The following is a 22,465-nucleotide window of genomic DNA, read 5'->3' on the forward strand; positions in this document are numbered from 1 at the left end:
GATGCGGACACCATGCCTCCGTACCGGTTGCAAGTCCTGCTCGAGATGCGCGAGCGCGCCAAGGAGGAGGCCGAACAGGCCTTCTCGGATGCCGTCAAGGCGCTGGAGAAGGAGAAGGCCGAGCTCAAGCGCCTCCAGGAGGATCTCGAGAAGCGCAAGGCCGAGCGCAAGCAGAAGGTGATGGCCTACCTTCAGCAGGTGATGGCCAAGGGCGCCACTGGCGTCAACAGCCTCACCATGATGAACCGCTACGAGGACCGCCTCAAGGACGAGGAGGCCCAGGTGGCCCTGGAGATCGAGCGCCAGAAGGAAGCCATCAAGGTCGCCGAGAAGCTGGTGGAGCAGCGGCGGCGGGAGATGGCCGAGGCGGCCAAGGAGCTCAAGGCCATCGAGAAGCACAAGGAGACCTGGCAGAAGCAGATCCGCGCCGAGCGACAGGCGAAGGAGGAGCTGAACCAGGAGGAAATCGGGAACACCTTGTTCCTGATGCGCCAGCGCAAGTAACCTCGGGGTTCCCCCCGTCTGGTCTGGTGGTGTGACGCGATGAGCCGAGTCGAAGACGATCGTCAGGCACAGAAGGCTGCTGAGCGGCTGGTCCAGGAGAAGCGTCTCCAGGAGTCCAAGACGAAGCAGCGCACGGAGGGCGAGAACGCCTTCTCCAAGCTGGTTCAGCAGCAGAAGTCCCAGCAGGCGCAGACGCAGCAGACCCGGACCCAGGACCAGGGCCTGGGCAAGTCCGTGCTCGCCAGCCTGCTGAAGGAGAACGACGCCAAGGGCAAGACGGAGCAGCGCGGCGAGGCCCAGAAGAGCACGTTGCGTCAGACGGGCAAGGCCCTGGACGAGCGCGTCCAGCAGTCGCGCTCGGGCGAGGGCGAGCGGCTGTCCCAGGGTCGTCAGACGGACTCCTCCCAGACGAGCCAGTCGGCCCAGGGCCGGCAGATGGATCAGGGCGTGGTCCACACGCGCGCCGAGTCGCGCCTGGCGGACGCCAAGAACACCGACGACGCCCTGAACGAGCGCGGCGAGGCGCTCACCAAGGGCAGCGAGAACTCGGCGGCGGGTCAGGCCGGCCGGAGCAAGGGCTCGCTCAAGACGGACGCGGACGGCGGTGGCAAGGGCGGTGGGGACGGCAAGGACAAGAAGGACGGCGGGGCGGAGCTGGCCGCTGGCTTCCGCTTCAACCCCGCGCTGATGGCCCCCGTGCCGGTGGCGAAGCCCAAGCCCACGGCGGGCTCGGAGCGGCTGCGCGCCATCGCCAATGAGATCGCCCAGAAGATCGTCGAGCGGGTGCGGGTGGGCACCAATGCCGCGGGCAACGCGGAGTTCCAGATCGACCTGCGCAGCGACGTGCTCAGCGGCCTGTCCATCAAGCTCAGCGCGAAGAACGGGAAGATCCACGCCGTGTTCAGCGGCGGTGATCGGGACGTGTTGAAGATGCTGGAGGAGCAGCGCGAGGGGCTCAAGAACGCGCTGGCCGGACGCGGTCTCACCCTTGAGGACCTGCGTATCGAGGCGAAGTCATGAGTCGTCTCGACCTCGATACGGACGATGGTCCCGGCGAACACGAGCGCACCATGGTCGTCGATACCCGGCAACTGAAGCGCCCGGTCCCGGGGCCGGGGAAGCCCTGGCGCCCCTTCTCCTTCAAGAAGCTGGAGAAGGTGTCGCTCACCGAGTCCCGGCTCACCGGGCGTCTGAAGTGGTTGACGCCGAAGGCGGAGGCCGTCGAGGCGCTGTGCGCCCGGCTCAAGGCCATCTTCGACGCGCAGGTGGGCTTCTCGCTGGAGACGGTGCAGGTGTTCGGCTCGGGCGAGCTGCGCCACCACATGGCGGAGCCGGCCTTCCTGTCCTTCCTGGTGCCCGGTCCGCATCGCGGGCGCGCGGTGCTGGAGGTGGAGCTGGCCCTGGCGCACGCGGCGGTGGACGCGCTGCTGGGAGGCGCGGGCGAGGCGGTCGGCCTGCGGCCCCTCACCGACATCGAGGAGGGCGTGGCGGGCTTCGTCCTGCTCGAGGCGCTCAAGGCGCTGGGCCCGGGGATGGATCCGGGGCAGCCCAAGCTGCGGATGGAGGGCGTGGCGCGCGGGGTGGACGAGGCGGTGGCGCGGCTGGGCGAGGAGGGACCGGTGCTGGTGGTGCAGCTGCGCGCCCGGCTCGGCTCCCATGATGGCGTGGTGCGCCTCTTCGTGCCCTCGGGCGTGCTGGATGTGATGGAGCCGGCGCAGGTGGCCGAGCAGCGGCGGGTGCAACTGCGCGCGGACGTGCAGTCGCACCTGGGCCGCCTGTCGTCGACGCGCGCCTGGCTGCGCGCGGAGATCGGCTACGCGGAGATCTCCAGCCGCGACCTGTCGAGCCTCCGGGTGAAGGACGTGGTGCTGGTGGACTCGCTCACGGCCCGGCCGGACCGCGGCGAGGAGGGCACCGCGCGGCTGCGCCTGGGACTGGGGCGCGTGGGCTGCCTGGACGCGCAGGTGCTCGTCGAGGAGGGCCTCTACCGGGCGCGCATCACCGCGGTGGTGCTCGGGGAGCAGTCCTTCCAGCGGCGTGTGCCCTCCGAGGCGGACGAGGCCGCGGCGGAGTCCCTGGGCGAGTCCGGAGAGGGGGAGGACGAGGAGTTCACCAACCCCGAGATGAACAACCCTATGTCGGAGAGTGGTGCCTTGGACGACAGAATGGATGCAGGCGACCTGCTGGGTGACATCCCGCTGCAGATCTCCGTGGAGCTGGCCCGGGTGCCGGTGACGGCCGACCAGGTGGTGTCCATGAGGGTGGGGCAGGTCATCGAGCTGAGCCGGGCGCCGGGCGAGCCGGTGGACCTGTCGGTGAACGGCAAGGTGATTGCCCGGGGCGAGCTGGTGGAGGTGGAGGGGCAGCTGGGCGTGCGGGTCCTCTCGCTCGCGGGCTGAGGTCCATCGTCCGGTTCGGGGGCACCACCGTGGCATTGCGACGAGAAGACCAGAGCGTGCCGCGGAGGGGTGACCCAGGCAGGCGAGCGATGGGGCAGGGCAGGGGGGACCGTGGCGGTCTCTTGCCCGATGCACTAGCCTCGCGACCCACCATGGCAGTGTTTCCCGCTTTCCTCCTGCGTCCGGCCCTCGTGGCGTGCGCATGCGTGCTGCTCGCGTCCTCGGCCCGGGCCCAGGCCACCGCCTCGCCCACGCCACCGGCTCCCGCCGCCGCACAGGCACCCACCCCCGTTCTGGCGCCTACGCCGAAGTCTCCGGAGCCCCCGGACCTCACGACGAAGGGTGCCACCGACCCCTTCTCCAGTACGGGGCAGGCGGGGTCCGGACTGGATGAGGAGCCCGAGAGCCTCGGGTGGATGCTGACGCGCACGCTGCTGCTGTTCGGCGCGGTGCTGGCCTCCATCTACCTGACGCTCAACGTGGGCCTGCGCAAGCTGATGGGGTTGCAGGGCGTGGCCACGGGGCGCCCCGCGGTGGTGTCGGTGGTGGAGCGGATTCCGTTGGATCAGCGCCGCACCCTGTTCGTGTTGAAGGCCGCGGGCGAGTACCTGCTGGTGGGCGGTGGCGAGAGTGGCCTGCAGTTGCTGTCGAAGCTCGATACCGAGGCGGTGGAGCGCATCCGTTCCGAGCGGCCTCCGGCCAACGTGATTCCCCTGTCCCCCTTCCTCCAGAAGCTCCTCGCCCGCCGCAATGCTTCCCCATCGGGCGCTCCTGCCCAACCGAGCGGCACCCAGCCGCCGGGCGCCTGATTAGAGACGACCCGTGAGACTCACTCCTTCCGTTCGCCTCCCCGCTTTCCGCATCGTGCCGTGGCTCTTCGCCATGGCGTTCGCGCTGAATCCGTTCATCGCCTTCGCCGCCAAGCGGGGCGGTGGCTCCGGCGCCGAGGCCGTGGCCGTCGAGTCGGTGAGCCCCGACTCCTTCGCCTCGCGGCCGCTGGTGCTGATGCTGGCGCTGGCCGCCCTGTCGCTCGTCCCCTTCGTGTTGATGATGGTGACGAGCTTCGTGAAGATCTCCGTGGTGCTCTCCATCGTGCGCTCGGCACTGGGCACCCAGCAGATTCCTCCCACCCAGGTCATCACCGGCCTGGCCATCATCCTCACGGTCTACATCATGGCCCCGGTGGGACAGGCCATGTACCGGGCCTCCGAGGTGGACATCCTGTCCAAGGGGCCCAGCCTGCTGTCCTCGGAGACGGTGGGCAACCTGATGGAGGCGGCCAAGAAGTCCCGCGAGCCGCTGCGCGAGTTCCTCATCAAGAAGATCACCAACAAGGACCGCGCGCTCTTCTTCAACCTGGCCAAGAAGATGCGGACCACGGAGGAGGATCGGCAGGACATCACCGACCGGGACTTCATGATCGTCGTCCCGGCCTTCGTGGTGTCCGAGCTGAAGGAGGCCTTCCAGATCGGCTTCCTGCTCTTCGTGCCCTTCATCGTCATCGACATGGTGGTGGCCAACATCCTGCTGGCGCTGGGCATGCACATGCTCTCGCCCACCACCATCTCCATGCCCTTCAAGCTGCTCCTCTTCGTCCTCGTCGACGGCTGGTACCTCATCGCCAAGGGCCTGGTCGTCGGCTACCTGTGAGACGCACATGAACCAGCTCAACTCCATCCTGCAGCAGGCGCTCTATCTGGTGCTCGTGGTGTCGGCGCCGCCGGTGCTCATGGGCCTGACGGTCGGCATGATCATCGCCATCTTCCAGGCGACCACGCAGATCCAGGAGCAGACGCTCTCGTTCGCGCCCAAGGTGGTCGCGGTGTTCGGCGTGCTGGCGTTGACCGGTCCGTGGATCGGCAGCCAGCTGGTGCGCTTCACGTTCCACGTCTTCGATCAGTTCCCGGCCCTCATCGCCAGATGAACGTCTCCGAGGTCATCGCGAAGCTGACGGAGCAGGCCAACCTCTCGCTCGTCATCTTCACCGTGGGCCTGCTCCTGTGCCGCATCATGCCGGTGCTGGTGCTCTCGCCGTTCCTGGGCGGCGAGGTGGTGCCCACGGAGATCAAGATGGGCGTGGGCGTCACGCTCTCCGTGGTGCTCTTCCCGGCGGTGAGCGCGCGCATGGGGGCCATCCCCACCAGCGCGCTGCCCTTCATCGGGCTGATGCTCAAGGAGATCTTCATCGGCGTGTCGCTGGCCATGATCGTCAACATGGTCTTCGAGGCGGCGCGCGTGGCCGGCAACATCGTGGACACCATGTCCGGCAGCAACAACGCCCAGCTGTACGTGCCGCAGCTCGGGCAGCAGGTGTCCATCTTCTCCAGCCTCAAGGTGCAGCTCGCGGTGGTGCTCTTCCTCACCCTCAACGGTCACCACCTGGTCATCGAGGCGCTCGCCGAGAGCTTCGCCATCGTGCCCCTGGATCGCTTTCCGCGCTTCAGCCAGGGCATGTGGCCGTTCATGGATTTGATGATCCGCTCCTTCGCGGACCTGCTGAAGATCTCCATCGCCTTGTCCGCGCCGGCCATGCTGGCCGCCTTCCTGACGGACCTGGCGCTGGGAGCCATCAACCGCGTGGCGCCCCAGATTCAGGTGTTCTTCATCTCCATGGCCATCAAGCCGCTGGTGGGCGTCGTCATCGTCTTCATGTCGCTCGGCCTCATCATGGGGCGGATGCAGACCGACTTCGCGGACATGCTCGCCATGCTGCGCGACGCGGTACAGCTGCTCGGCTGATCCGGGGTTCTCGCCATGTCCGATGAAAAGACAGAAGAACCCTCACAAAAGAAGCTCGACGACGCCAAGAAGAAGGGACAGGTCTGGAAGAGCAAGGACCTCACCGGCGTGTTCGGGCTCCTCGTGGGCCTGGGCGTGGTCAAGGGCACGTGGTCCAGCGTGGAGGAGCAGGTCACCCAGCTCTTCCAGTTCAGTTTCGATCACATCGCCCACCCGGAGGATCTGGAGAAGGCCACCTACCAGCTCATGCTGATGGGGCTTCAGACGATGCTGGCGCTCACCCTGCCGGTCGTGGGGGCCGTGGGGATCGTGGGAGGCCTGGTGGACTTCCTCCAGGTGGGTTCGCTGTTCACGATGGACCCGCTGATGCCCAAGCTCGAGAAGCTCAACCCGATCGAGGGGGCGAAGAACCTCATCGGCAAGAAGCAGATCATCGAGCTCATCAAGAACCTGACGAAGATCTCCGTGACCGCCTACGTCACCTATGGCGTGGTGCGCGACGCCATGCCCCTGGTGGTGGAGACGGTGCGCCGGGACATTCCCACCATCATGGCGGTGATGGGCGAGCTGGTGTACCGCGTCGCCATGCGCGTGGGCCTGGTCTTCTTCCTCTTCGCCATCTTCGACGTCTGGTGGCAGCGCAAGTCCTTCATGAAGGACATGATGATGTCGAAGGAGGAAGTGAAGAAGGAGTACAAGGAGAGCGAGGGCGATCCGCACCAGAAGGCCAAGCGCAAGGAGATGGCGCAGGAGCTGCTGGAGGGGGCGCAGATGGAGGCCGTGAAGGATGCCGACGTCATCGTCACCAACCCGGACCACGTGGCCGTGGCGCTCAAGTACGACAAGGACTCGGACGGAGCGCCGAAGGTGCTGGCCAAGGGGATCGACTTCAAGGCCGAGCGCATCAAGTCCATCGCGCGTGACTCGGACGTGCCCACGCTGCGCAACGTGCCCCTGGCGCACGCGCTGCTGCGCGTGGACGTGGGCCAGGAGGTCCCCGAGGAGCTGTACGACGCGGTCGCCGAGGTGCTCAACTTTGTCTACGGCTTGAAGAACCCCACCCCCGCGGCGCGGGCCTGACGCGAGGTTCCCATGAGTGAAGATGTCGAGATGGCGATCGCGATCAAGTACGACAAGGAGAAGGATGTCGCGCCTCGTGTGGTGGCCAAGGGGATGCGCATCAAGGCGGAGAAGATCCGCGAGATAGCCAAGCAGTACAACATCCCCATCATGAGGAACGTGCCGCTGGCCAACGCGCTCTACCGCATCGACGTGGGCCAGGAGGTCCCCGAGGAGCTGTACGACGCGGTCGCGGAGATCCTCAATTTCATCTACGAGCTGCAGCGCGAGCAGCAGGCAGGCGGCAAACGCTGAGGGTGGAGTAGACTGTAGCCCCCCAAATGGAGTGAGGTTCGTTCCAGACCATGGCCAAGATAAACAATCAGCCCCCGAGAGCACCCCTCTGGCCCTGGGGGGGACCCCGTGCGGTACGCGAGAAGCTGGTCGATCCCGCCCAGCTCGATCGCAAGAAGCGCAAGGTTGGCAACCCGAAGAACCCGGCGCTCGCCTCGGCGGCGCTGCTGGACTTCATCGGCCCGGCGCACTCCTCGGAGGAGATCCGCCTGCCCACGCCGCCCAACCCCAAGGGGCATGACGCGGACCTGGAGGGCTTCGCGGACCGGCCGTACCTGGCCAGCGTGGCCGGGCGCGCCGAGGGCGAGCAGCGGCAGCAACTCGAGCGGAGCCTGGGGCGCATCAACGCGCCGCCGGAGCGCATGGATCGCCTGAAGGGTCTGCTGCAGCGCGAGGCGCAGATGCTGGCGCTGGTGGGCCAGGTCCACTCGGAGATCCAGGACATCCAGCGCCGCATGCGCGAGGAGCAGCAGGAAGAGGGTTACTAGCACCATGGCCGCATCGGACAGCAACAACCCCGCGCAGGACGAGGCGAAGCTCCAGGCGATGATGCAGCGCTGGGCGGATGGCAAGGCCACGCTGCGCGACGTGCGCGGCTACACGGACGATGAGCTGTACGCCATCGCCAAGACGGCCTACTTCTTCTACTACCAGGGCCGGGTGAACGAGGCGCGCACGCTCTTCCAGGGCCTCTATGCCGTCAACCCCGCGGACGCCTACTTCGCCAAGGCGCTCGGCGTGGTGGAGATGGCCGCCGGCAACCCGCAGGGCGCTCTGGCCGCCTATGACGTGGCCCTCAAGCTGGCCGCCAACGACGCCGCCGCCTACGTGGGCCGCGCCGAGGTGAAGCTCGCCATGGGCCAGAAGCCCCAGGCGGCGGAGGATCTGCGCCGCGCGGCCCAGCTCACCAACGACGGCGACCCGGTCCACGCCAAGGCCTCCGCGATGTTGGAGGCGCTGGGAAGGCGCTGAAAAAGGCGGGAGAAAATAGGGGAGGAAACTCCCGGAAGGTCCCCGCGATAATCTGTATGTAAGGCGGGCGGCACTGGTGCTGCCCCTCACCCGGAGAGAAACCATGAAGATCGGCGGCTTTCAGCTTCCCAAGCTCAACCTCGGCAACCTCATCGGCGGCATCGGCGGGCAGGTTCTCAACGGAATCAAGGACACGCTGAAGAGCGTCGTTGGCGACTTCTTCAAGTCCGGATTTGAGGGCGCCAAGAAGAGCCTGCTGGACACCATCGCCAAGCAGCTGGGTCTGCCCGCTCCGTCCTCCGCCAACATCGGCGCCCCGGGCGCCCCCAACGGCAACACGGGCATCGTGGGCAGCGGGGGAATCACCGGCGGCGCGGCCACCGGTGGCACGGCGGCGGCGGGTGGCGCGGGCAACACCACGGCCGGCAGCCCGGTCGGTATGGCCAACCAGGGAGGTCAGTTCAACCCCTCCAACGCCCGGTCGATGATCGCCGAGAACATGGGCGCTGAGGCCGCGTCGATGTTCGACGGCCTGCCCCCTGCGCAGCAGAAGGAGATGGCGATGCAGGCGGCCATGCAGAAGACGGCGCGCATCAGCCAGCTGATGACCAACATGCTGCAGACCCTGCACGAAATGAGCAAGTCGATCATCCAGAACACCCGCGGCTAGTCCGGCCGGGTGGGGCCAGCTCCAAAAGGCCCTGGATGCAGCAGACGGCGGGTGCCCGCGAGAGCGTGGCACCCGCTGTTCGTTTTTGTGGCCCTCGAGAGGTGCCTCGCCCCGGAGAAAATCGGGAAAATAAATCCCCGAGGAAACTCCGGCCGAGCGGTTGCGATAATCTGTATGTAAGGCGGGCGGCACTGGCGCTGCCCCTCACCCGGAGAGAAACCATGAAGATCGGCGGCTTCCAGCTTCCCAAGCTCAACCTCGGCAACCTCATCGGCGGCATCGGCGGGCAGGTCCTCAACGGAATCAAGGACACGCTGAAGAGCGTCGTCGGCGACTTCTTCAAGTCCGGATTTGAGGGCGCCAAGAAGAGCCTGCTGGACACCATCGCCAAGCAGCTGGGTCTGCCCGCTCCGTCCTCCGCCAACATCGGCGCCCCGGGCGCCCCCAACGGCAACACGGGCATCGTGGGCAGCGGGGGAATCACCGGCGGCGCGGCCACCGGTGGCACGGCGGCGGCGGGTGGCGCGGGCAACACCACGGCCGGCAGCCCGGTCGGTATGGCCAACCAGGGAGGTCAGTTCAACCCCTCCAACGCCCGGTCGATGATCGCCGAGAACATGGGCGCTGAGGCCGCGTCGATGTTCGACGGCCTGCCCCCTGCGCAGCAGAAGGAGATGGCGATGCAGGCGGCCATGCAGAAGACGGCGCGCATCAGCCAGCTGATGACCAACATGCTGCAGACCCTGCACGAAATGAGCAAGTCGATCATCCAGAACACCCGCGGCTAGTCCAGCCGGGTGGGGCCAGCTCCAAAAGGCCCTGGATGCAGCAGACGGCGGGTGCCCGCGAGAGCGTGGCACCCGCTGTTCGTTTTGGGGGTCCTCGAGGGGTGCTTCCCGTCCGAAGCCTCGAGGCGGAGAAAAAATCGGGAAAATAAATCCCCGAGGAAACTCCGGCCAGGCAGTTGCGATAATCTGTATGTAAGGCGGGCGGCACTGGTGCTGCCCCTCACCCGGAGAGAAACCATGAAGATCGGCGGCTTTCAGCTTCCCAAGCTCAACCTCGGCAACCTCATCGGCGGCATCGGCGGGCAGGTTCTCAACGGAATCAAGGACACGCTGAAGAGCGTCGTTGGCGACTTCTTCAAGTCCGGATTTGAGGGCGCCAAGAAGAGCCTGCTGGACACCATCGCCAAGCAGCTGGGTCTGCCCGCTCCGTCCTCCGCCAACATCGGCGCCCCGGGCGCCCCCAACGGCAACACGGGCATCGTGGGCAGCGGGGGAATCACCGGCGGCGCGGCCACCGGTGGCACGGCGGCGGCGGGTGGCGCGGGCAACACCACGGCCGGCAGCCCGGTCGGTATGGCCAACCAGGGAGGTCAGTTCAACCCCTCCAACGCCCGGTCGATGATCGCCGAGAACATGGGCGCTGAGGCCGCGTCGATGTTCGACGGCCTGCCCCCTGCGCAGCAGAAGGAGATGGCGATGCAGGCGGCCATGCAGAAGACGGCGCGCATCAGCCAGCTGATGACCAACATGCTGCAGACCCTGCACGAAATGAGCAAGTCGATCATCCAGAACACCCGCGGCTAGTCCAGCCGGGTGGGGCCAGCTCCAAAAGGCCCTGGATGCAGCAGACGGCGGGTGCCCGCGAGAGCGTGGCACCCGCTGTTCGTTTTGGGGGTCCTCGAGGGGTGCTTCCCGTCCGAAGCCTCGAGGCGGAGAAAAAATCGGGAAAATAAATCCCCGAGGAAACTCCGGCCAGGCAGTTGCGATAATCTGTATGTAAGGCGGGCGGCACTGGTGCTGCCCCTCACCCGGAGAGAAACCATGAAGATCGGCGGCTTTCAGCTTCCCAAGCTCAACCTCGGCAACCTCATCGGCGGCATCGGCGGGCAGGTTCTCAACGGAATCAAGGACACGCTGAAGAGCGTCGTTGGCGACTTCTTCAAGTCCGGATTTGAGGGCGCCAAGAAGAGCCTGCTGGACACCATCGCCAAGCAGCTGGGTCTGCCCGCTCCGTCCTCCGCCAACATCGGCGCCCCGGGCGCCCCCAACGGCAACACGGGCATCGTGGGCAGCGGGGGAATCACCGGCGGCGCGGCCACCGGTGGCACGGCGGCGGCGGGTGGCGCGGGCAACACCACGGCCGGCAGCCCGGTCGGTATGGCCAACCAGGGAGGTCAGTTCAACCCCTCCAACGCCCGGTCGATGATCGCCGAGAACATGGGCGCTGAGGCCGCGTCGATGTTCGACGGCCTGCCCCCTGCGCAGCAGAAGGAGATGGCGATGCAGGCGGCCATGCAGAAGACGGCGCGCATCAGCCAGCTGATGACCAACATGCTGCAGACCCTGCACGAAATGAGCAAGTCGATCATCCAGAACACCCGCGGCTAGTCCGGCCGGGTGGGGCTACTTTCCCGGTCTTTCAGGACCGTGATACAACAGCGGGTGCCCGCGAGAGCGTGGGCACCCGTTTTCATTTCGAGGACCACCAACGATGGATTCCAAGAAGGCCAACTCCGAGCAGCTCCTGCGCAGTGCGGCTCAAAAGACCAGCCCTGAGTACATCAAGAGCCTGCCGGAGGATCAGCAGAACCGGATGCTCAACGGGGAGCTCAGCCTCGGCCAGATCACCGGCCTGACGGGCCCCGAAATGCTCGAGATGGCCATGCAGGGCTTTCGGCTGTACGAGGCGGGCAAGTACAAGGACGCCCTGATCGTTTTCGAGGGACTGTGTGAGCTCGATCCGGCCGAGGCCTACTATCGGACGGCGCTCGGGGCCATCCTTCTTGCTTCCGAGGACCTCAACGGGGCGCTGAAGAACTTCAACAAGGCGCTCACCCTCAATGCCAAGGACACGGCCGCGCTGGTGAACCGCGGTGAGGTCCACCTGCGGCTGGGCAACCTGGTCGAGGCCGCCCACGACTTCGCCAAGGCCGTGGAGCTGGATCCCGAGAACAAGGATCCCCTCACCATGCGCGCTCGGCTTCTGGCCGCCGCGGCCCTCGAGACCATCGAGGCGGCGCAGAAGAGCGCCAACGCCGACTCGGCCAAGAAGTAACCTTTGCACGGCGATCGCCCCGGTGGGGGATGCTTCCGAGCATCTCCTCCGGGGCATTCGTGTTTCACGGCGCGTGAGCGGCCCTGCGCCCGCCTGGCCGTGAAAACGAAAGGAGCGACCCCCTTTCGGGAGCCGCTCCTCGATGGACCCATCCGCTGGAGCGCCGAGCCCGGGTGGGCTACTCCCACTTCACGGGCTTCTGGAACTGCTCGAGGATCTGGTTGAAGATCTGCTTCCAGGTCGCGTCGCGGCTTGAGCCGATGGCGCTCGACGCGGTGCCGATCGTCTTCAGCTTTTCGGTGAGCGTGTTCGCGTCCAGGGGGACCTTCCCGCTCAGGACGTCCGCCTCCAGTTCCTTCAGCATCTCCTCGGCCGCGTCCCTGGAGCGGAAGGAACCATCCTGCTGGTAGCGCTCCTCCAGCTTCTGCCGGTACGGACCCAGGACCTGATCGAGCACCTGCTTCTTCTGCTCGCGAGTCAGCTCCCCGGTGCTCTCGAAGGTGCTCTGTGCCGAGTGCCCCGCCAGGGTGCGCTGCTGCGGAGCGGCCGGGGCCGTCTGCCGGGCGGTGGACGTCTCCGTGTTGCGCTGCACGGTGGCGGTAGGCGCGCCGCCAGTTCCTCGGATGGTCGTCATGGTCTGCTCTCCTGTCACACCATTATCTCAGGAACTCGCACGAAGTTGCGTGTCAAGCCTCCTGGCAGGCCCTTGGGGCCGGAAGGGGATGCGGGCTAAGATGGTCGCCGCCGATGCCAGCCCAGAGCAATAGCTTCCTGTCCAAGTATTCCGACATCGTCCTCGCCTGTGTGGTGGTGGCCATCATCGGAATGATGATCGTCCCGCTGCCAACGCTTCTGCTGGACGTCCTCCTCACCCTGAACATCAGCATCTCCGTGGTGCTGCTGCTCATCTCCCTGTACGTGCCACAGGCGCTGCGGCTGTCGGTGTTCCCGACGCTGCTGCTCATCACCACGATGTACCGGCTGGCGCTCACCATCTCCACGACGCGCCTCATCCTGCTCACGGGTGATCCGGGCGAGGTGGTCGAGGCCTTCGGTCACTTCGTGGTGCAGGGCAACTTCGTCGTCGGCCTCGTCATCTTCGTCATTCTCGTCATCGTCAACTTCATCGTCATCTCCAAGGGCTCCGAGCGTGTGGCGGAAGTGGCCGCGCGCTTCACCCTGGACGCCATGCCCGGCAAGCAGATGTCCATCGACGCGGACATGCGCGCTGGCTCCATCGACCAGGAGGAGGGCAAGCGCAAGCGCCGCGACCTGGAGCGCGAGAGCCAGCTCTTCGGCGCCATGGACGGTGCGATGAAGTTCGTCAAGGGCGACGCCATCGCCAGCATCATCATCACCGTCATCAACATCGTCGGTGGCCTCGTCATCGGCGTGATGCAGAAGGGCATGGACGTGGGCAGCGCGGCGGAGAAGTACGTGCTGCTCACCATCGGTGACGGTCTGGTCGGTATGATCCCCGCCATCCTCATCTCCACCTGCGCCGGTATCATCGTGACGCGCGTGGGCGGCGACGAGGAGGGCAACCACCTCGGCAAGGACATTGGCGCGCAGCTGACGGCCTACCCGAAGGCCATCGCCATCGCCGCGGCCATGCTCTTCGGACTGGGTCTCATCCCCGGCCTGCCCAAGATTCCGTTCTTCATCCTCGGCGGCCTGGCTGGCTTCGGCTCCTGGAAGATGCTGGAGAAGGAGAAGAAGCTCGCCAGCGGCGAGGAGCCAGGCCTCACCAACGGCGAGACGCCGGAGGGCGAGACGCCGGCGGCCACCGAGCCCCAGCCCAAGGAGGCCATCAACCCGGACTCCGAGCTCTTCATCCCCGTCGTCACGCCCATCGTGCTCGAGGTCTCCGACTCCCTGGTGCCCTTCGTGGACTCGCGCCAGGACAACGGCAAGTTCCTCTTCGAGCTCATCCCCTTCATGCGCGACGGCCTCTTCGTGGAGCTGGGTGTTCGCTTCCCCGGCGTGCGCGCTCGCGGCAACCCGAACCTGCCTCCCGGCTCGTACCAGATCCAGATCAACGAGGTTCCCCTGGTGACGGGCCAGGTGCAGATCGGCAACGTGCTGGTCAACGACACGGTCGAGCGCCTGAAGCTGATGAACATCCAGGGGTATGAGTCGATCAACCCCGCCACGCGCCAGCCCGCGGCCTGGGTGCCCCAGCAGCACAAGGACATGCTCGAGGCGGCCGGTCTCACCACCTGGGACGTGCCCGGCTACATCATCCTCCACCTGGCGTCCGTGCTGCGTCGCCAGGCGCGCGAGTTCGTCGGCGTCCAGGAGACGCAGTCGATGCTCGACCAGCTGGAGAAGGCCTTCCCCGCCATCGTCAAGGAGGTCGTCCCCAAGGTCGTCTCCGTGCTCAAGCTCACGGACATCCTCGGCCGCCTGGTGGAGGAGGAGATCTCCATCCGTGACCTGCGCGGCATCCTCCAGGCGCTGGCCGAGTACGGCCAGGTCGAGGCCGACAACGTGATGCTCACGGAGCACGTGCGCTCCAGCCAGCGGCGCTACGTGTCCCACAAGTACGCGCGTGGCACGGGCACCCTGGTGGTCTACTTGTTGGACCCGCAGATCGAGGAGGCCATCCGCGGCTCCATCAAGCGCACCTCGTCGGGGACCCACCTGGCCCTGGAGCCGGACATCGCCCAGGAGATCGTCCAGGCGGTCAAGTCCGAGTGCGGCCACCTGCCGCCCAGCGCGCAGCGGCCCGTCATCCTCACCGCCATGGACATCCGGCGCTACGTGCGCAAGCTGCTGGAGTACGAGTTCAACCCGCCGTTCTCCGTCGTCAGCTTCCAGGAGCTGTCCCCGGACCTCAACATCCAGCCGGTGGCCCGTATCTCCATCCGCTAGGCCGCTGGACCGGCTCCGAGCCGTTCATCCCCCGCCCATCCGCGAGCACGCGGGTGGGCGGTGTCGTGTCGTGGCTAGTTCTTGAAATAGTCGAAGGCCGTGCCGTCGGACTTGTTGATGAGTCTCAACGTGGGGCGGCCGGTGTCCTGGGTCGCGCTCAGGACGTAATCCATCACGAAGTCTCCTCCGGAGGCGTCCCGGTCGTAATTCAGACTCGGATCGCACGTGCTCTCGTACCGCTGTCTCCTGGCGGTTGCACGGAACCTGAGGGTGTTGCCTTCCTGGGCGACCGCGGTGCCCTTCATGAAATCGATGGTGTAGGACTGGCAGCCGCCCACTCCTCCATCCGAGCCAAGCACCCAGGTGAAGTTTCCGTTCGGCTCGAGGAAGATGCCGAAACCGCGATAGGGCGCCATGTCCCAAGGGTCTCGAGCGCCCTTGAACCAGACCTTCGTGTCGAAGTTGTACATCTCCGTGGCCAGTTGATAGCCCATGGAGGTGCTCCAGTGATCCAACCAGACTCCGCGCAGGTTGGCCTGCATCTCGGGGACGGGCTCACCATCCGGTGTTGGCTCGACGCCGCATTTACAGGCGGACAACAACACGAGTGCCAGTGCGGATTTGTATGTGGTTGATTTGATTTTCATATCACTCTCCGAGACCGCTCATTCCCATACAGTCAGTTGGACTCGATGGGACGCTGCGTGAGAATGCCTGGAGAGTCAAGCACGGAGGGCTGGCGCTGGCGGGCGACGGACTCTCGCCCGCGAGCGCCCGCTCCCCTGCTTGCCATTGGCTGGCTGGGGAGCAGGCGAGGGAGCCCGGCGCGCGGGGCTTCAGATGCCGACGAACAGGGCGACCAGCAGGCCCAGCGCGGCCAGGCCGATGACGCCCAGCACCACCAGCGGGATGAGGCGCTTGGGGTCCTTCACGGCGGACCGCGCGTCGGCCGGCTCCTCCTTGGCGACGACCGGCGGCGCGACCTGGGCGGGCTCTTCCTCCGCGGCAGGCTCTTCCTGGGCTGGCGGTTCCGGCTCCTCGGCGGGCTCCGGGTCGGGAGTAGGGGCCACCTTGGCCGCGGCCTGCGCCTCCTGGGCCTTGGCTTCCTCCGCGGACTTGTCGGTGCCACGCTTGGGTGGCGTGCGCTCGCGCGCGGCCGGCAGCGACTGCGTCGAGTTGCCCTCGTCGTCCGACAACGCCGACGCGCTCAGGTTCGGTGAGAGGGACTCGGCCTGCTCCTCGGGAGCCTCGGACGGGCAGACGTAGACGAGCCGGACACCCCCCACCTCCACCTCGTCGCCGTCCCGGAGCGTCTTGCGGTTGGTCCGCTTGCGGTTGACCTTGATGCCGTTGCGGCTGCCCAGGTCCTCCACGTGCGTGCCGGACCAGTCGCGCCGCACCTTCACGTGCCGGCGGGAGATGAGATCGTCCCGGAAGATGATGTCCGCCGAGTCGTCCCGGCCGATGACGAACTCCTGGGCGTCGTTGATCTCCAGGCGCTCGCCCTCGCGGGGGCCGTTCATCACCCGGAGGTAGCGCTCCTCGCCGCCGGACAGGCCCCGCATCACGTCCTTCACCATGTTGCGGGCGACGAAGGACGTCTTCTGCGACTCCACGTCGTGCGGCAGGTCCGCCACCTTGTCGAAGCGCACGTCGAACTGGGCGATGGCGATGACGTCACCATTGCGCAAGAGGCGCTTCTCGCCCTTGGGCAGGGGCTTTCCGTTCACCTGGGTGCCATAGGCGCTGCCCAGGTCCTCCAGGAAGAAGAGGTTGCCCTCCTGGGTGATGCGCGCGTGATTGCGCGAGACGGCCTGCTGCGCCAGCACCACCTGGCAGCCCTTGTCGCGGCCCAGGGTGATGATGGCGTCGTCCAGGACGAACTCGGTGGCCTTGCCACCGGCTTCACTGCTCTGCTTGACCGTAAGCCTGACGCTCATCGCGATGGCGGGGTTCGGGGACGTGAGGGGTGGAGAGGGACTAGTAGGACTGCGCGCTGATGAACTTCTCGCACGTCTCCATCTCCGAGGGGAAATCCTCCACCGAGCCGTACTTGATGAAGTTCTTGCAGGCCACCTCGGCCAACGGGCGCTTGTGGGCGTCCGAGTACAGCTGGAAGAGGCCGTAGTGGCAGGGGGCGAACTTGCCGTCCAGCTTCACGCAGTCCTTGTAGGCGCGCTCCTCCTCGGACAGCAGGCCCTTCTGCTTGTACTGCTGCGCCAGCTGGAAGAGGGCGGCGGGGTCGTTCTGCGCCTTCTGCGTGTCGCGGTACTCCTTGAGGGCCGAGTCCGTGAGGGCCGCCTTGCGCTGGGCGATGCTCAGGTTGTCGATGCACTGCGGGTGATTGGGATTGACGGCCACGCAGCTGCTGAAGGCCATCTTGGCCTCCTCGAAGCGGCTGAGCTCATTGAGCACCGCGCCCAGGTCGTTCCACCAGTCCGCGTTCTGGTTGGGGGCGATCTGCACCGCCTTGGTCATCTCCTCCACCGCCTCTTCCTTCCGGTCCTGGCGGTAGCGGACGATGCCCAGGTCATGGTGGAACTCGGCGACGTTGGGGTTGATCGCCAGCAGGGTGAGGAACTCCTTCTCCGCCTCGGACAGCTTGTTGAGGTTGATGTAGGTGAGGCCCAGGTTCTTGCGGGCCTCCAGGTAGTCCGGGTTCACCTTCAGGGCACGCTTGAGGTTGTCGTGCGCCTTTCCGTACGCGCCCTCATTCAGGTAGATGACGCCCAGGTTCATGTAGGCGGCCGCGTGCTCCTGGTTGAAGCGGATGGCCTTGATGAAGTGCTCCTTGGCCTTGGCATTGTTGCCGGAGTACAGGGCGATGAGGCCCTTGTTCACCCAGATGTCCGCGAACTGCGGGGCGAACTCCAGGGCCAGGTCGCAATACACCTCCGCCTGTTTGAGGTCTCCAGCGTTGATCTGCTGGGTACATAGCTCGGTGTTGACCAGGGCCCGCTCGCTGGGAGGCGGCGTGGTGATACAGCCGGAAGCCGAGGCCAGGAGCAGGGGAAGGGCGAGAGCGGAGCGGAAGGAAGGCATGACGGGCGGGAGTGTAGGAGAGGGCCCCCCCCTGGATCAACGCCCCCCAGCAGGGAAGAATCCTCGCGGTTTCGCTGGTTTGGCCGCTGCCTTCCGGCGCTAGAGTCGGGGCCATGCGCTCGTACCTCTCTGCCCTCGGCATCGCGGTGGCCCTCTTCGTGGCCGCCCCCGCCCACGCCCAGTTCGCCAACCGCAGCCTCGGCCTGTCGGCGGGCTACATGAACTTCAACGGCACGGCCAGTCTCAACAGCACCGTCTTCATCGGCTTCGACGCCAGCCTCTACATCGAGAGCGGCTTCGAGGTCGTCTCGCTGACGAAGCTCGCCTTCCCGCAGGATCCCATCAGCGGCAAGCGGGTGGTCGGCCTCGCTCCGTCGCTCGGCATCCGCTACCTCATCCTGGAGGAGTCCATCCGGCCCTACGTGGGCGCGGACCTGAGCTACCTGCACGTCTTCAAGGACCAGGGGGAGTCGAACTTCGTCGGCATCGGGCCCAACGCGGGTGTCGAGTTCTTCGTGACGGACTCCGTCAGCCTCGGGGCGCGGGCGCAGTTCAACGCCTACCTGTCGCTGTCGGAGCGGGTGCAGACGTCGCTCATCCTGTCCGCGGGCACGTCCGTCTACTTCTAGGCCGCCCCTCGCACCCGGCCCCCGGCCTGAGCGCTGGGAGAGGGCAGCAGCGCCGCGGCCACCAGCAGCGTCCACTTCTCGTCCGAGAGGTGGGCCGGCTTCTCCATGGCCAGCAACTCCTGCAGCTTCGTGCCCAGCGCGGAGAAGAGGCGCAGCCGGGCCTCCATCCGCAGCTCCTCGCGCCGCAGGGCCGCGGAGAGCACCAGCTCCCGGGCCTCGGCGCTCAGCCGCTTCACCCGCGAGACGAAGAGGGGATCCGTCAGCAGCCCCTCGCCGCCCGTGGCGCCCAGGGCGGAGGGCGCCTTGAGGCGGCGCTCGCGAACCACGATGGTGCCGGCGAGCATGTCCCCCAGCCGCTGCTGTGAGCCGGACAGCAGCGCCGTCACCCCGCCCACCAGATAGAGGAGGGGGAGCCGATCCACCGGCCGCGCCAGGTTGCGCAGCGCCGCGTGGTAGAAGCCGATGCGCACCCCGCTCTGCTGGATGACGCGCAGGCCCAGCGCCCGCTTGCCCACCGTCTGGCCGCTCCAGGCCGTCTCCAGGGCGATGCCGTAGCCCCAGTCCACCAGGAAGTAGATGACGATGCCCAGGGCGCTGCCGAAGCCGGGGAAGGCCACCATCACCAGGCTGAGGACGGTCATGAACACGCCCGTGCCGAAGACGACGATGAGCGCGTCCAGCAGCCACGCCAGGAAGCGCGAGTAGATGCCCGCGAGCGTGAAGCGGAACTCCACGTACTCGGGCGTGAGCACGGCATGGGTGCCGTCGAGGAGGGTGTCGGGCGTGTCCGTCACGCCCTCCACTCTAGGCCAGAGTCGCGCCGCGCGTCAGGCTGCACGCCAATGGGCCCGGAGCCACTCCGAGGCGTGGTGCCGCGCGAAGAGCCGGCCCACGCCATGCAGGTCCACCCACTCCCAGACTCCGAGCCCGCCCTTGCGCTCGAGCCCCTTGAACATCACCCGGCCCGCGAAGCGGAACACCTCCGCCAGCTCGCCCGTCGGGTGGAAGCCCACCGTCAGCCGCAGGGGCTCGGGCGGGAGGAAGTAGCGCTCGTGGATCTCGGGGTGCAGCGTCTCCGGCGCCACCTGGAGCTGGCAGAAGAGGCGGTTGTCTCCCACTGCCTCCTGGTAGGCCAGCAGCGTCTCCTCGGAGAGCGCGACGCCCGCGTTGTAGATGTCTCCCGGGGCGTCCTCTCCCTGCTTCGCGGCCTCTTCCAACGAGTCGCGCACCACCTGCTCCAGGGCCCGCATCGCCGCCGCCAGGTCTCCCGCCTTCAACGCCGCGCGAGCCTCGGCCTCGGCCGCGTAGGGCACCTGGACCGAGAGCGGCGCGCCCACGAACACCAGCCAGGGGTGTGCCAGCGACGGATTGCCCCGCCGCTGCCGCTCCTGCGCGAGCATCGCGTCCGCCTTCGCCCTCGCCGCCCCCGAGCGCGCCGTGCCCCGGGCGCTCTCGTTGATGCGGTCCGCGATGGCCACCTTCGAGCGGCCGAACACCTCGTCTTCCAGGGTGATGATCAGCGGCGCCGGACCGAAGGAGAGGAACACGCCCGCCTCCAGGCCCTCGCCCCGGCCACGCGCCAGCGCCGATTCCTTCTCCCGTTGGAGGATGGGTCTCAGCCCGGGCCGGGCCGATTGCAGCTTGCGGTCGTACTCCTCCTCGATGGCCTTCAGCGCCGTCTCCACCTGCTCGTGCGAGAGGGCCTGGGCCAGGCGTTTCTCGTACGACACCAGGAGGCGGCGGATCTCCACCGCCAGCGTCACCAGCCTGTCCACCGTGCCGCTCAGCGAGAGCGCGTCTCCCAGCAGGTTGTTGACCGAGACGCCGCCCTTGTCGGACAGCTGCACCATGCCCCCGTAGAGCGCCTTCGCCTCGGTGAGGATGGGCAGGTAGAACTCGCGCCGCAGGAAGTCCGCCATGGCCGCGCCACCGAGTAGCTGGGTGCGCCGCGTGAAGTCCTTCACGTCCACGAACAGATGGGCCACGGGAGCGCTCACCGCCGAGCGCAGGATGGGCTCCGGGCGAGTGGAGAGCTGATAGAGCCGTCCGGACTGGTACTCCGCCTCCAGTCCGCCCTCCTCCTCGTTCCCCATGCGCGGGTACAGCATGCGCCGCAGCGGGAACAGCGTGCGCTCCAACCACAGGTCGCAGACGAAGGCGGTGGCGGCCTGGGCATAGCTGGCATGCGCCCTGGCGCGAGAGAGGCCCGCGGCGGCCGCTGGCTCCTTGACCGAATACTCCTTGAGGCGGGTGGCCAGATCCTTCAGCGCCTCGGCCGAGGTGCCCTTCAGCGTCTCCGCGTGGGCTCGCAGGTCCTTCGACGACTGCTTGCGTGACTTGTCATCGGCCAGGAGCGCCGTCAGCGCGGCTGGCCGGATGGCGAGCTCCCGCAGGTACTGCGTCAGGGCCGATTTGAAGCCGCCGCCCTCGCCCAGGCGCACCGCGTGCACGAGGCTCTCGCGCAGGGCGCTCAATCCCATCGCAAGCTCGGCGCGGCGCGCCAGCGTGTCGTTCGCGGCAATCGCCTTCCCCAGCGTGGCCTGCACGGTGTCCACCGGCGGGCCCCCGGGGTACTGCGCCACCAGCTTCTCCGCGTCGGGGACTCCGGCCAGCAGCTCGCAGCCGTAGAGCAGGGAGCCGCCCGTCAACGGCAGCTTCGTGCCTCCCAGCACCGCCATGGGCCCCAGTGCCGACTCGATGCGCGTGACGAGCTCCGTGGAGGGCTGGGCCTCGCGCAGCACCCGTTCCATTCCCAGCCGCAAGGCGAGGTACATTCCCGTGGCCGCGGCCGTCATGAGCTGGCGTTGCAGCGAGTGCGGCAGCTCCAGCGAGCGCAGGGCGCTCTCCACGCCCGGAAATTGTGAGGACAGCATCAGCGCCACGAGGGCCGGCGTCTCCTCCCGCCCGCGCGACTCGCGCATCTCCAGGAAGGCGCGTCGCAGCAGCTCGATGACCAGCGCCACCAGTGAGCGCCCTCCGCCCCCCGGCCCCAACCAGGCCGCCATCACCCCTCCGGTGAGCAGCGGATGGGTGAGCGTGGCCAGGTCCGCGGCTGCTCGCGTGTCCGGTCCGCCAGAGGCCGGTGACAGTGTCGGTGGCAGCGCGGGCAGGGTGGAGAACTCCTCCACCAGCAGGAAGTGATCGAACTCCCCCTCGGAGAGCAGCTCCCGGTGCCTCGACACCAGCATCAGCGCGAGCTGGCGCGCGCTCTGGGGGAAGAGCGCGGCGGCCTCGGGGGTGATGTGGAAGGGGAGCCGCAGCTCCGCCAGCGATGTGCCCAGCGAGTAGCGCAGCCGGCCTGGCTCCAGGCGAAGCAGCTCGCCCGCGCGTCCGTGGAGCTCGGTCACCAGCTCGAAACGGCGCCGCGCGATGGGTGAGGCCATGGTTTCGGAGAGCCCCATGGCCAGATTATTTCACTTTTTCAGTCAGCCTTGAACTGGGCGGCCCCGTCGATGACCGAGGTGTTGTTGGGGGTCGGCGCGGGCAGGGTGTCCTCCAGCGTCTGCCCGTCCATGGCCGTCACCCGGACCTTGAGGGCTCCGGCGCCCACCCCGCCAGGCTCGACGAAGTAGTTGTAGCTCTCGCGTTTCACCGCCACCCAGGCGTTGTTCTTCCAGTACTCGAGCTTCGTTACGGGCACGCGGTGGTTGAGCACCTGGATGCCGGTCCACCACTGCGAGCTGCCATCCTTGAAGCGGTAGCGGATGGGGCCCTGCACGTCACAGGTCACCATGCGCCATTTCACGCTCACGCGGCCCTGGACGGGGTCGGCGAGCTTGGCGAAGGCCGACGGGCTGAGATCCAGGTGGCCCTTGGTGGAGCAGTCGGGGCAGGAGTCCACGATGCGCACGCGCAGGCTGCCCTTCGGCCCGTCGATCTGCACGCACGAGCCGCACACCGCGCTGTCCTGGTACTGGCCGATGTTCATCGCCGCCACGTCCAGGTCCTGCGGGGTGGCCATGAAGCTGCAATTACCCGTGCCGTCCGCCTCGTTGTAGAAGGTGATGAGGCCGTCCTGGTCCTCGCCGAGGGCACGCAGGGCCTCGCCAGGATCGGTGGGTCCACAGGCCGCCAGCAGTGGCAGCAGGGCCGCCGCGAACCAGCGGGCGGGAGCGGGCTTGTTGACGCGCATCTTCGGAACTCCTCCAGAAGGGAAGGGG

25 protein-coding genes are annotated in these 22,465 nt (G+C 67.2%); 18 read left to right on the forward strand and 7 right to left on the reverse strand.

Annotated elements, in window-relative coordinates; all coding sequences use genetic code 11:
- Positions 1-12 precede the first annotated feature (12 nt).
- The 16 genes from JRI60_RS15940 to JRI60_RS16015 all read left to right on the forward strand — a co-directional run bounded on the left by JRI60_RS15940 (position 13) and on the right by JRI60_RS16015 (position 11,760).
- Positions 13-504: a flagellar assembly protein FliH gene (locus tag JRI60_RS15940; RefSeq protein ID WP_204226719.1), complete on the forward strand. Its 492-nt coding sequence runs from the start codon at positions 13-15 to the stop codon at positions 502-504.
- A 39-nt stretch (positions 505-543) separates the two neighbouring features.
- Positions 544-1,524 (forward strand): flagellar hook-length control protein FliK, encoded by a 981-nt coding sequence (locus tag JRI60_RS15945; protein ID WP_204226720.1) that lies wholly within the window; start codon positions 544-546, stop codon positions 1,522-1,524.
- Complete coding sequence (sctQ, locus tag JRI60_RS15950; protein WP_204226721.1) at positions 1,521-2,903, forward strand: type III secretion system cytoplasmic ring protein SctQ; 1,383 nt, start codon at positions 1,521-1,523, stop codon at positions 2,901-2,903. The genes JRI60_RS15945 and sctQ overlap by 4 nt, the downstream gene beginning before the upstream one ends.
- 152 nt (positions 2,904-3,055) lie before the next feature.
- Positions 3,056-3,712: a FliO/MopB family protein gene (locus tag JRI60_RS15955; RefSeq protein WP_204226722.1), complete on the forward strand. Its 657-nt coding sequence runs from the start codon at positions 3,056-3,058 to the stop codon at positions 3,710-3,712.
- A gap of 13 nt (positions 3,713-3,725) precedes the next feature.
- Positions 3,726-4,553, forward strand: coding sequence for a type III secretion system export apparatus subunit SctR (gene sctR, locus JRI60_RS15960; protein ID WP_430384382.1), 828 nt, complete (start codon positions 3,726-3,728; stop codon positions 4,551-4,553).
- Positions 4,554-4,560: 7 nt separating this feature from the next.
- The gene (gene fliQ / locus JRI60_RS15965; protein ID WP_204226723.1) at positions 4,561-4,827 is read left to right on the forward strand and encodes a flagellar biosynthesis protein FliQ; all 267 of its coding nucleotides are present in this window, start codon (positions 4,561-4,563) and stop codon (positions 4,825-4,827) included.
- A complete protein-coding gene (locus JRI60_RS15970) occupies positions 4,824-5,642 on the forward strand; it encodes a flagellar biosynthetic protein FliR (protein WP_204226724.1) in 819 nt (272 codons plus the stop codon). Before fliQ ends, JRI60_RS15970 begins: the two co-directional genes overlap by 4 nt.
- Positions 5,643-5,657: 15 nt before the next feature.
- A complete protein-coding gene (gene sctU, locus JRI60_RS15975) occupies positions 5,658-6,722 on the forward strand; it encodes a type III secretion system export apparatus subunit SctU (RefSeq protein ID WP_204226725.1) in 1,065 nt (354 codons plus the stop codon).
- Between the two features lie 12 nt (positions 6,723-6,734).
- Positions 6,735-7,016 (forward strand): EscU/YscU/HrcU family type III secretion system export apparatus switch protein, encoded by a 282-nt coding sequence (locus tag JRI60_RS15980; protein WP_204226726.1) that lies wholly within the window; start codon positions 6,735-6,737, stop codon positions 7,014-7,016.
- A 50-nt stretch (positions 7,017-7,066) separates the two neighbouring features.
- Positions 7,067-7,543 (forward strand): hypothetical protein, encoded by a 477-nt coding sequence (locus tag JRI60_RS15985; RefSeq protein WP_204226727.1) that lies wholly within the window; start codon positions 7,067-7,069, stop codon positions 7,541-7,543.
- 4 nt (positions 7,544-7,547) lie between these two features.
- On the forward strand, positions 7,548-8,027 hold the full coding sequence (locus tag JRI60_RS15990; RefSeq protein WP_204226728.1) for a SycD/LcrH family type III secretion system chaperone: 480 nt from the start codon (positions 7,548-7,550) through the stop codon (positions 8,025-8,027).
- A 103-nt stretch (positions 8,028-8,130) separates the two neighbouring features.
- Positions 8,131-8,697, forward strand: a complete 567-nt coding sequence (locus tag JRI60_RS15995; RefSeq protein ID WP_204226729.1) for a hypothetical protein — start codon at positions 8,131-8,133, stop codon at positions 8,695-8,697.
- Between the two features lie 221 nt (positions 8,698-8,918).
- Positions 8,919-9,485 (forward strand): hypothetical protein, encoded by a 567-nt coding sequence (locus JRI60_RS16000; RefSeq protein ID WP_204226729.1) that lies wholly within the window; start codon positions 8,919-8,921, stop codon positions 9,483-9,485.
- A gap of 237 nt (positions 9,486-9,722) precedes the next feature.
- Positions 9,723-10,289, forward strand: a complete 567-nt coding sequence (locus JRI60_RS16005; RefSeq protein WP_204226729.1) for a hypothetical protein — start codon at positions 9,723-9,725, stop codon at positions 10,287-10,289.
- A gap of 237 nt (positions 10,290-10,526) precedes the next feature.
- On the forward strand, positions 10,527-11,093 hold the full coding sequence (locus JRI60_RS16010) for a hypothetical protein (protein ID WP_204226729.1): 567 nt from the start codon (positions 10,527-10,529) through the stop codon (positions 11,091-11,093).
- Positions 11,094-11,196: 103 nt separating this feature from the next.
- Positions 11,197-11,760 (forward strand): tetratricopeptide repeat protein, encoded by a 564-nt coding sequence (locus JRI60_RS16015; protein ID WP_343213408.1) that lies wholly within the window; start codon positions 11,197-11,199, stop codon positions 11,758-11,760.
- A gap of 178 nt (positions 11,761-11,938) precedes the next feature.
- Here JRI60_RS16015 and JRI60_RS16020 read toward each other — a convergent pair whose 3' ends face one another.
- Positions 11,939-12,394, reverse strand: a complete 456-nt coding sequence (locus JRI60_RS16020) for a hypothetical protein (RefSeq protein WP_204226730.1) — start codon at positions 12,392-12,394, stop codon at positions 11,939-11,941.
- A gap of 113 nt (positions 12,395-12,507) precedes the next feature.
- Between JRI60_RS16020 and sctV the strand changes: the two genes are divergently transcribed.
- Positions 12,508-14,634: a type III secretion system export apparatus subunit SctV gene (gene sctV / locus JRI60_RS16025; protein WP_204226731.1), complete on the forward strand. Its 2,127-nt coding sequence runs from the start codon at positions 12,508-12,510 to the stop codon at positions 14,632-14,634.
- Between the two features lie 74 nt (positions 14,635-14,708).
- Here the strand turns inward: sctV and JRI60_RS16030 are convergent, their stop codons facing one another.
- The 3 genes from JRI60_RS16030 to JRI60_RS16040 all read right to left on the reverse strand — a co-directional run bounded on the left by JRI60_RS16030 (position 14,709) and on the right by JRI60_RS16040 (position 17,676).
- Complete coding sequence (locus tag JRI60_RS16030; protein ID WP_204226732.1) at positions 14,709-15,281, reverse strand: hypothetical protein; 573 nt, start codon at positions 15,279-15,281, stop codon at positions 14,709-14,711.
- Between the two features lie 189 nt (positions 15,282-15,470).
- Complete coding sequence (locus JRI60_RS16035; protein WP_204226733.1) at positions 15,471-16,574, reverse strand: FHA domain-containing protein; 1,104 nt, start codon at positions 16,572-16,574, stop codon at positions 15,471-15,473.
- 40 nt (positions 16,575-16,614) lie between these two features.
- Positions 16,615-17,676: a tetratricopeptide repeat protein gene (locus tag JRI60_RS16040; protein WP_204226734.1), complete on the reverse strand. Its 1,062-nt coding sequence runs from the start codon at positions 17,674-17,676 to the stop codon at positions 16,615-16,617.
- A 113-nt stretch (positions 17,677-17,789) separates the two neighbouring features.
- Between JRI60_RS16040 and JRI60_RS16045 the strand changes: the two genes are divergently transcribed.
- A complete protein-coding gene (locus JRI60_RS16045) occupies positions 17,790-18,305 on the forward strand; it encodes an outer membrane beta-barrel protein (RefSeq protein ID WP_204226735.1) in 516 nt (171 codons plus the stop codon).
- On the opposite strand, the gene JRI60_RS16050 is transcribed toward JRI60_RS16045, so the two are convergent.
- From JRI60_RS16050 to JRI60_RS16060, 3 genes are read right to left on the reverse strand one after another with little or no spacing between them, the layout of a single operon-like run.
- Complete coding sequence (locus tag JRI60_RS16050; protein ID WP_204226736.1) at positions 18,302-19,099, reverse strand: RDD family protein; 798 nt, start codon at positions 19,097-19,099, stop codon at positions 18,302-18,304. The two genes, JRI60_RS16045 and JRI60_RS16050, sit on opposite strands and share 4 nt — an antisense overlap.
- A 33-nt stretch (positions 19,100-19,132) precedes the next feature.
- A complete protein-coding gene (locus JRI60_RS16055; protein ID WP_204226737.1) occupies positions 19,133-21,706 on the reverse strand; it encodes a hypothetical protein in 2,574 nt (857 codons plus the stop codon).
- 20 nt (positions 21,707-21,726) lie between these two features.
- Positions 21,727-22,437 carry an expansin EXLX1 family cellulose-binding protein gene (locus JRI60_RS16060; RefSeq protein WP_204226738.1) on the reverse strand — a complete coding sequence of 237 codons (711 nt, stop codon included), beginning with the start codon at positions 22,435-22,437 and terminating at the stop codon, positions 21,727-21,729.
- Positions 22,438-22,465: the final 28 nt, after the last annotated feature.

The sequence above is a fragment of the Archangium violaceum genome, from assembly GCF_016887565.1.
Lineage (GTDB): Bacteria > Myxococcota > Myxococcia > Myxococcales > Myxococcaceae > Archangium > Archangium violaceum_B.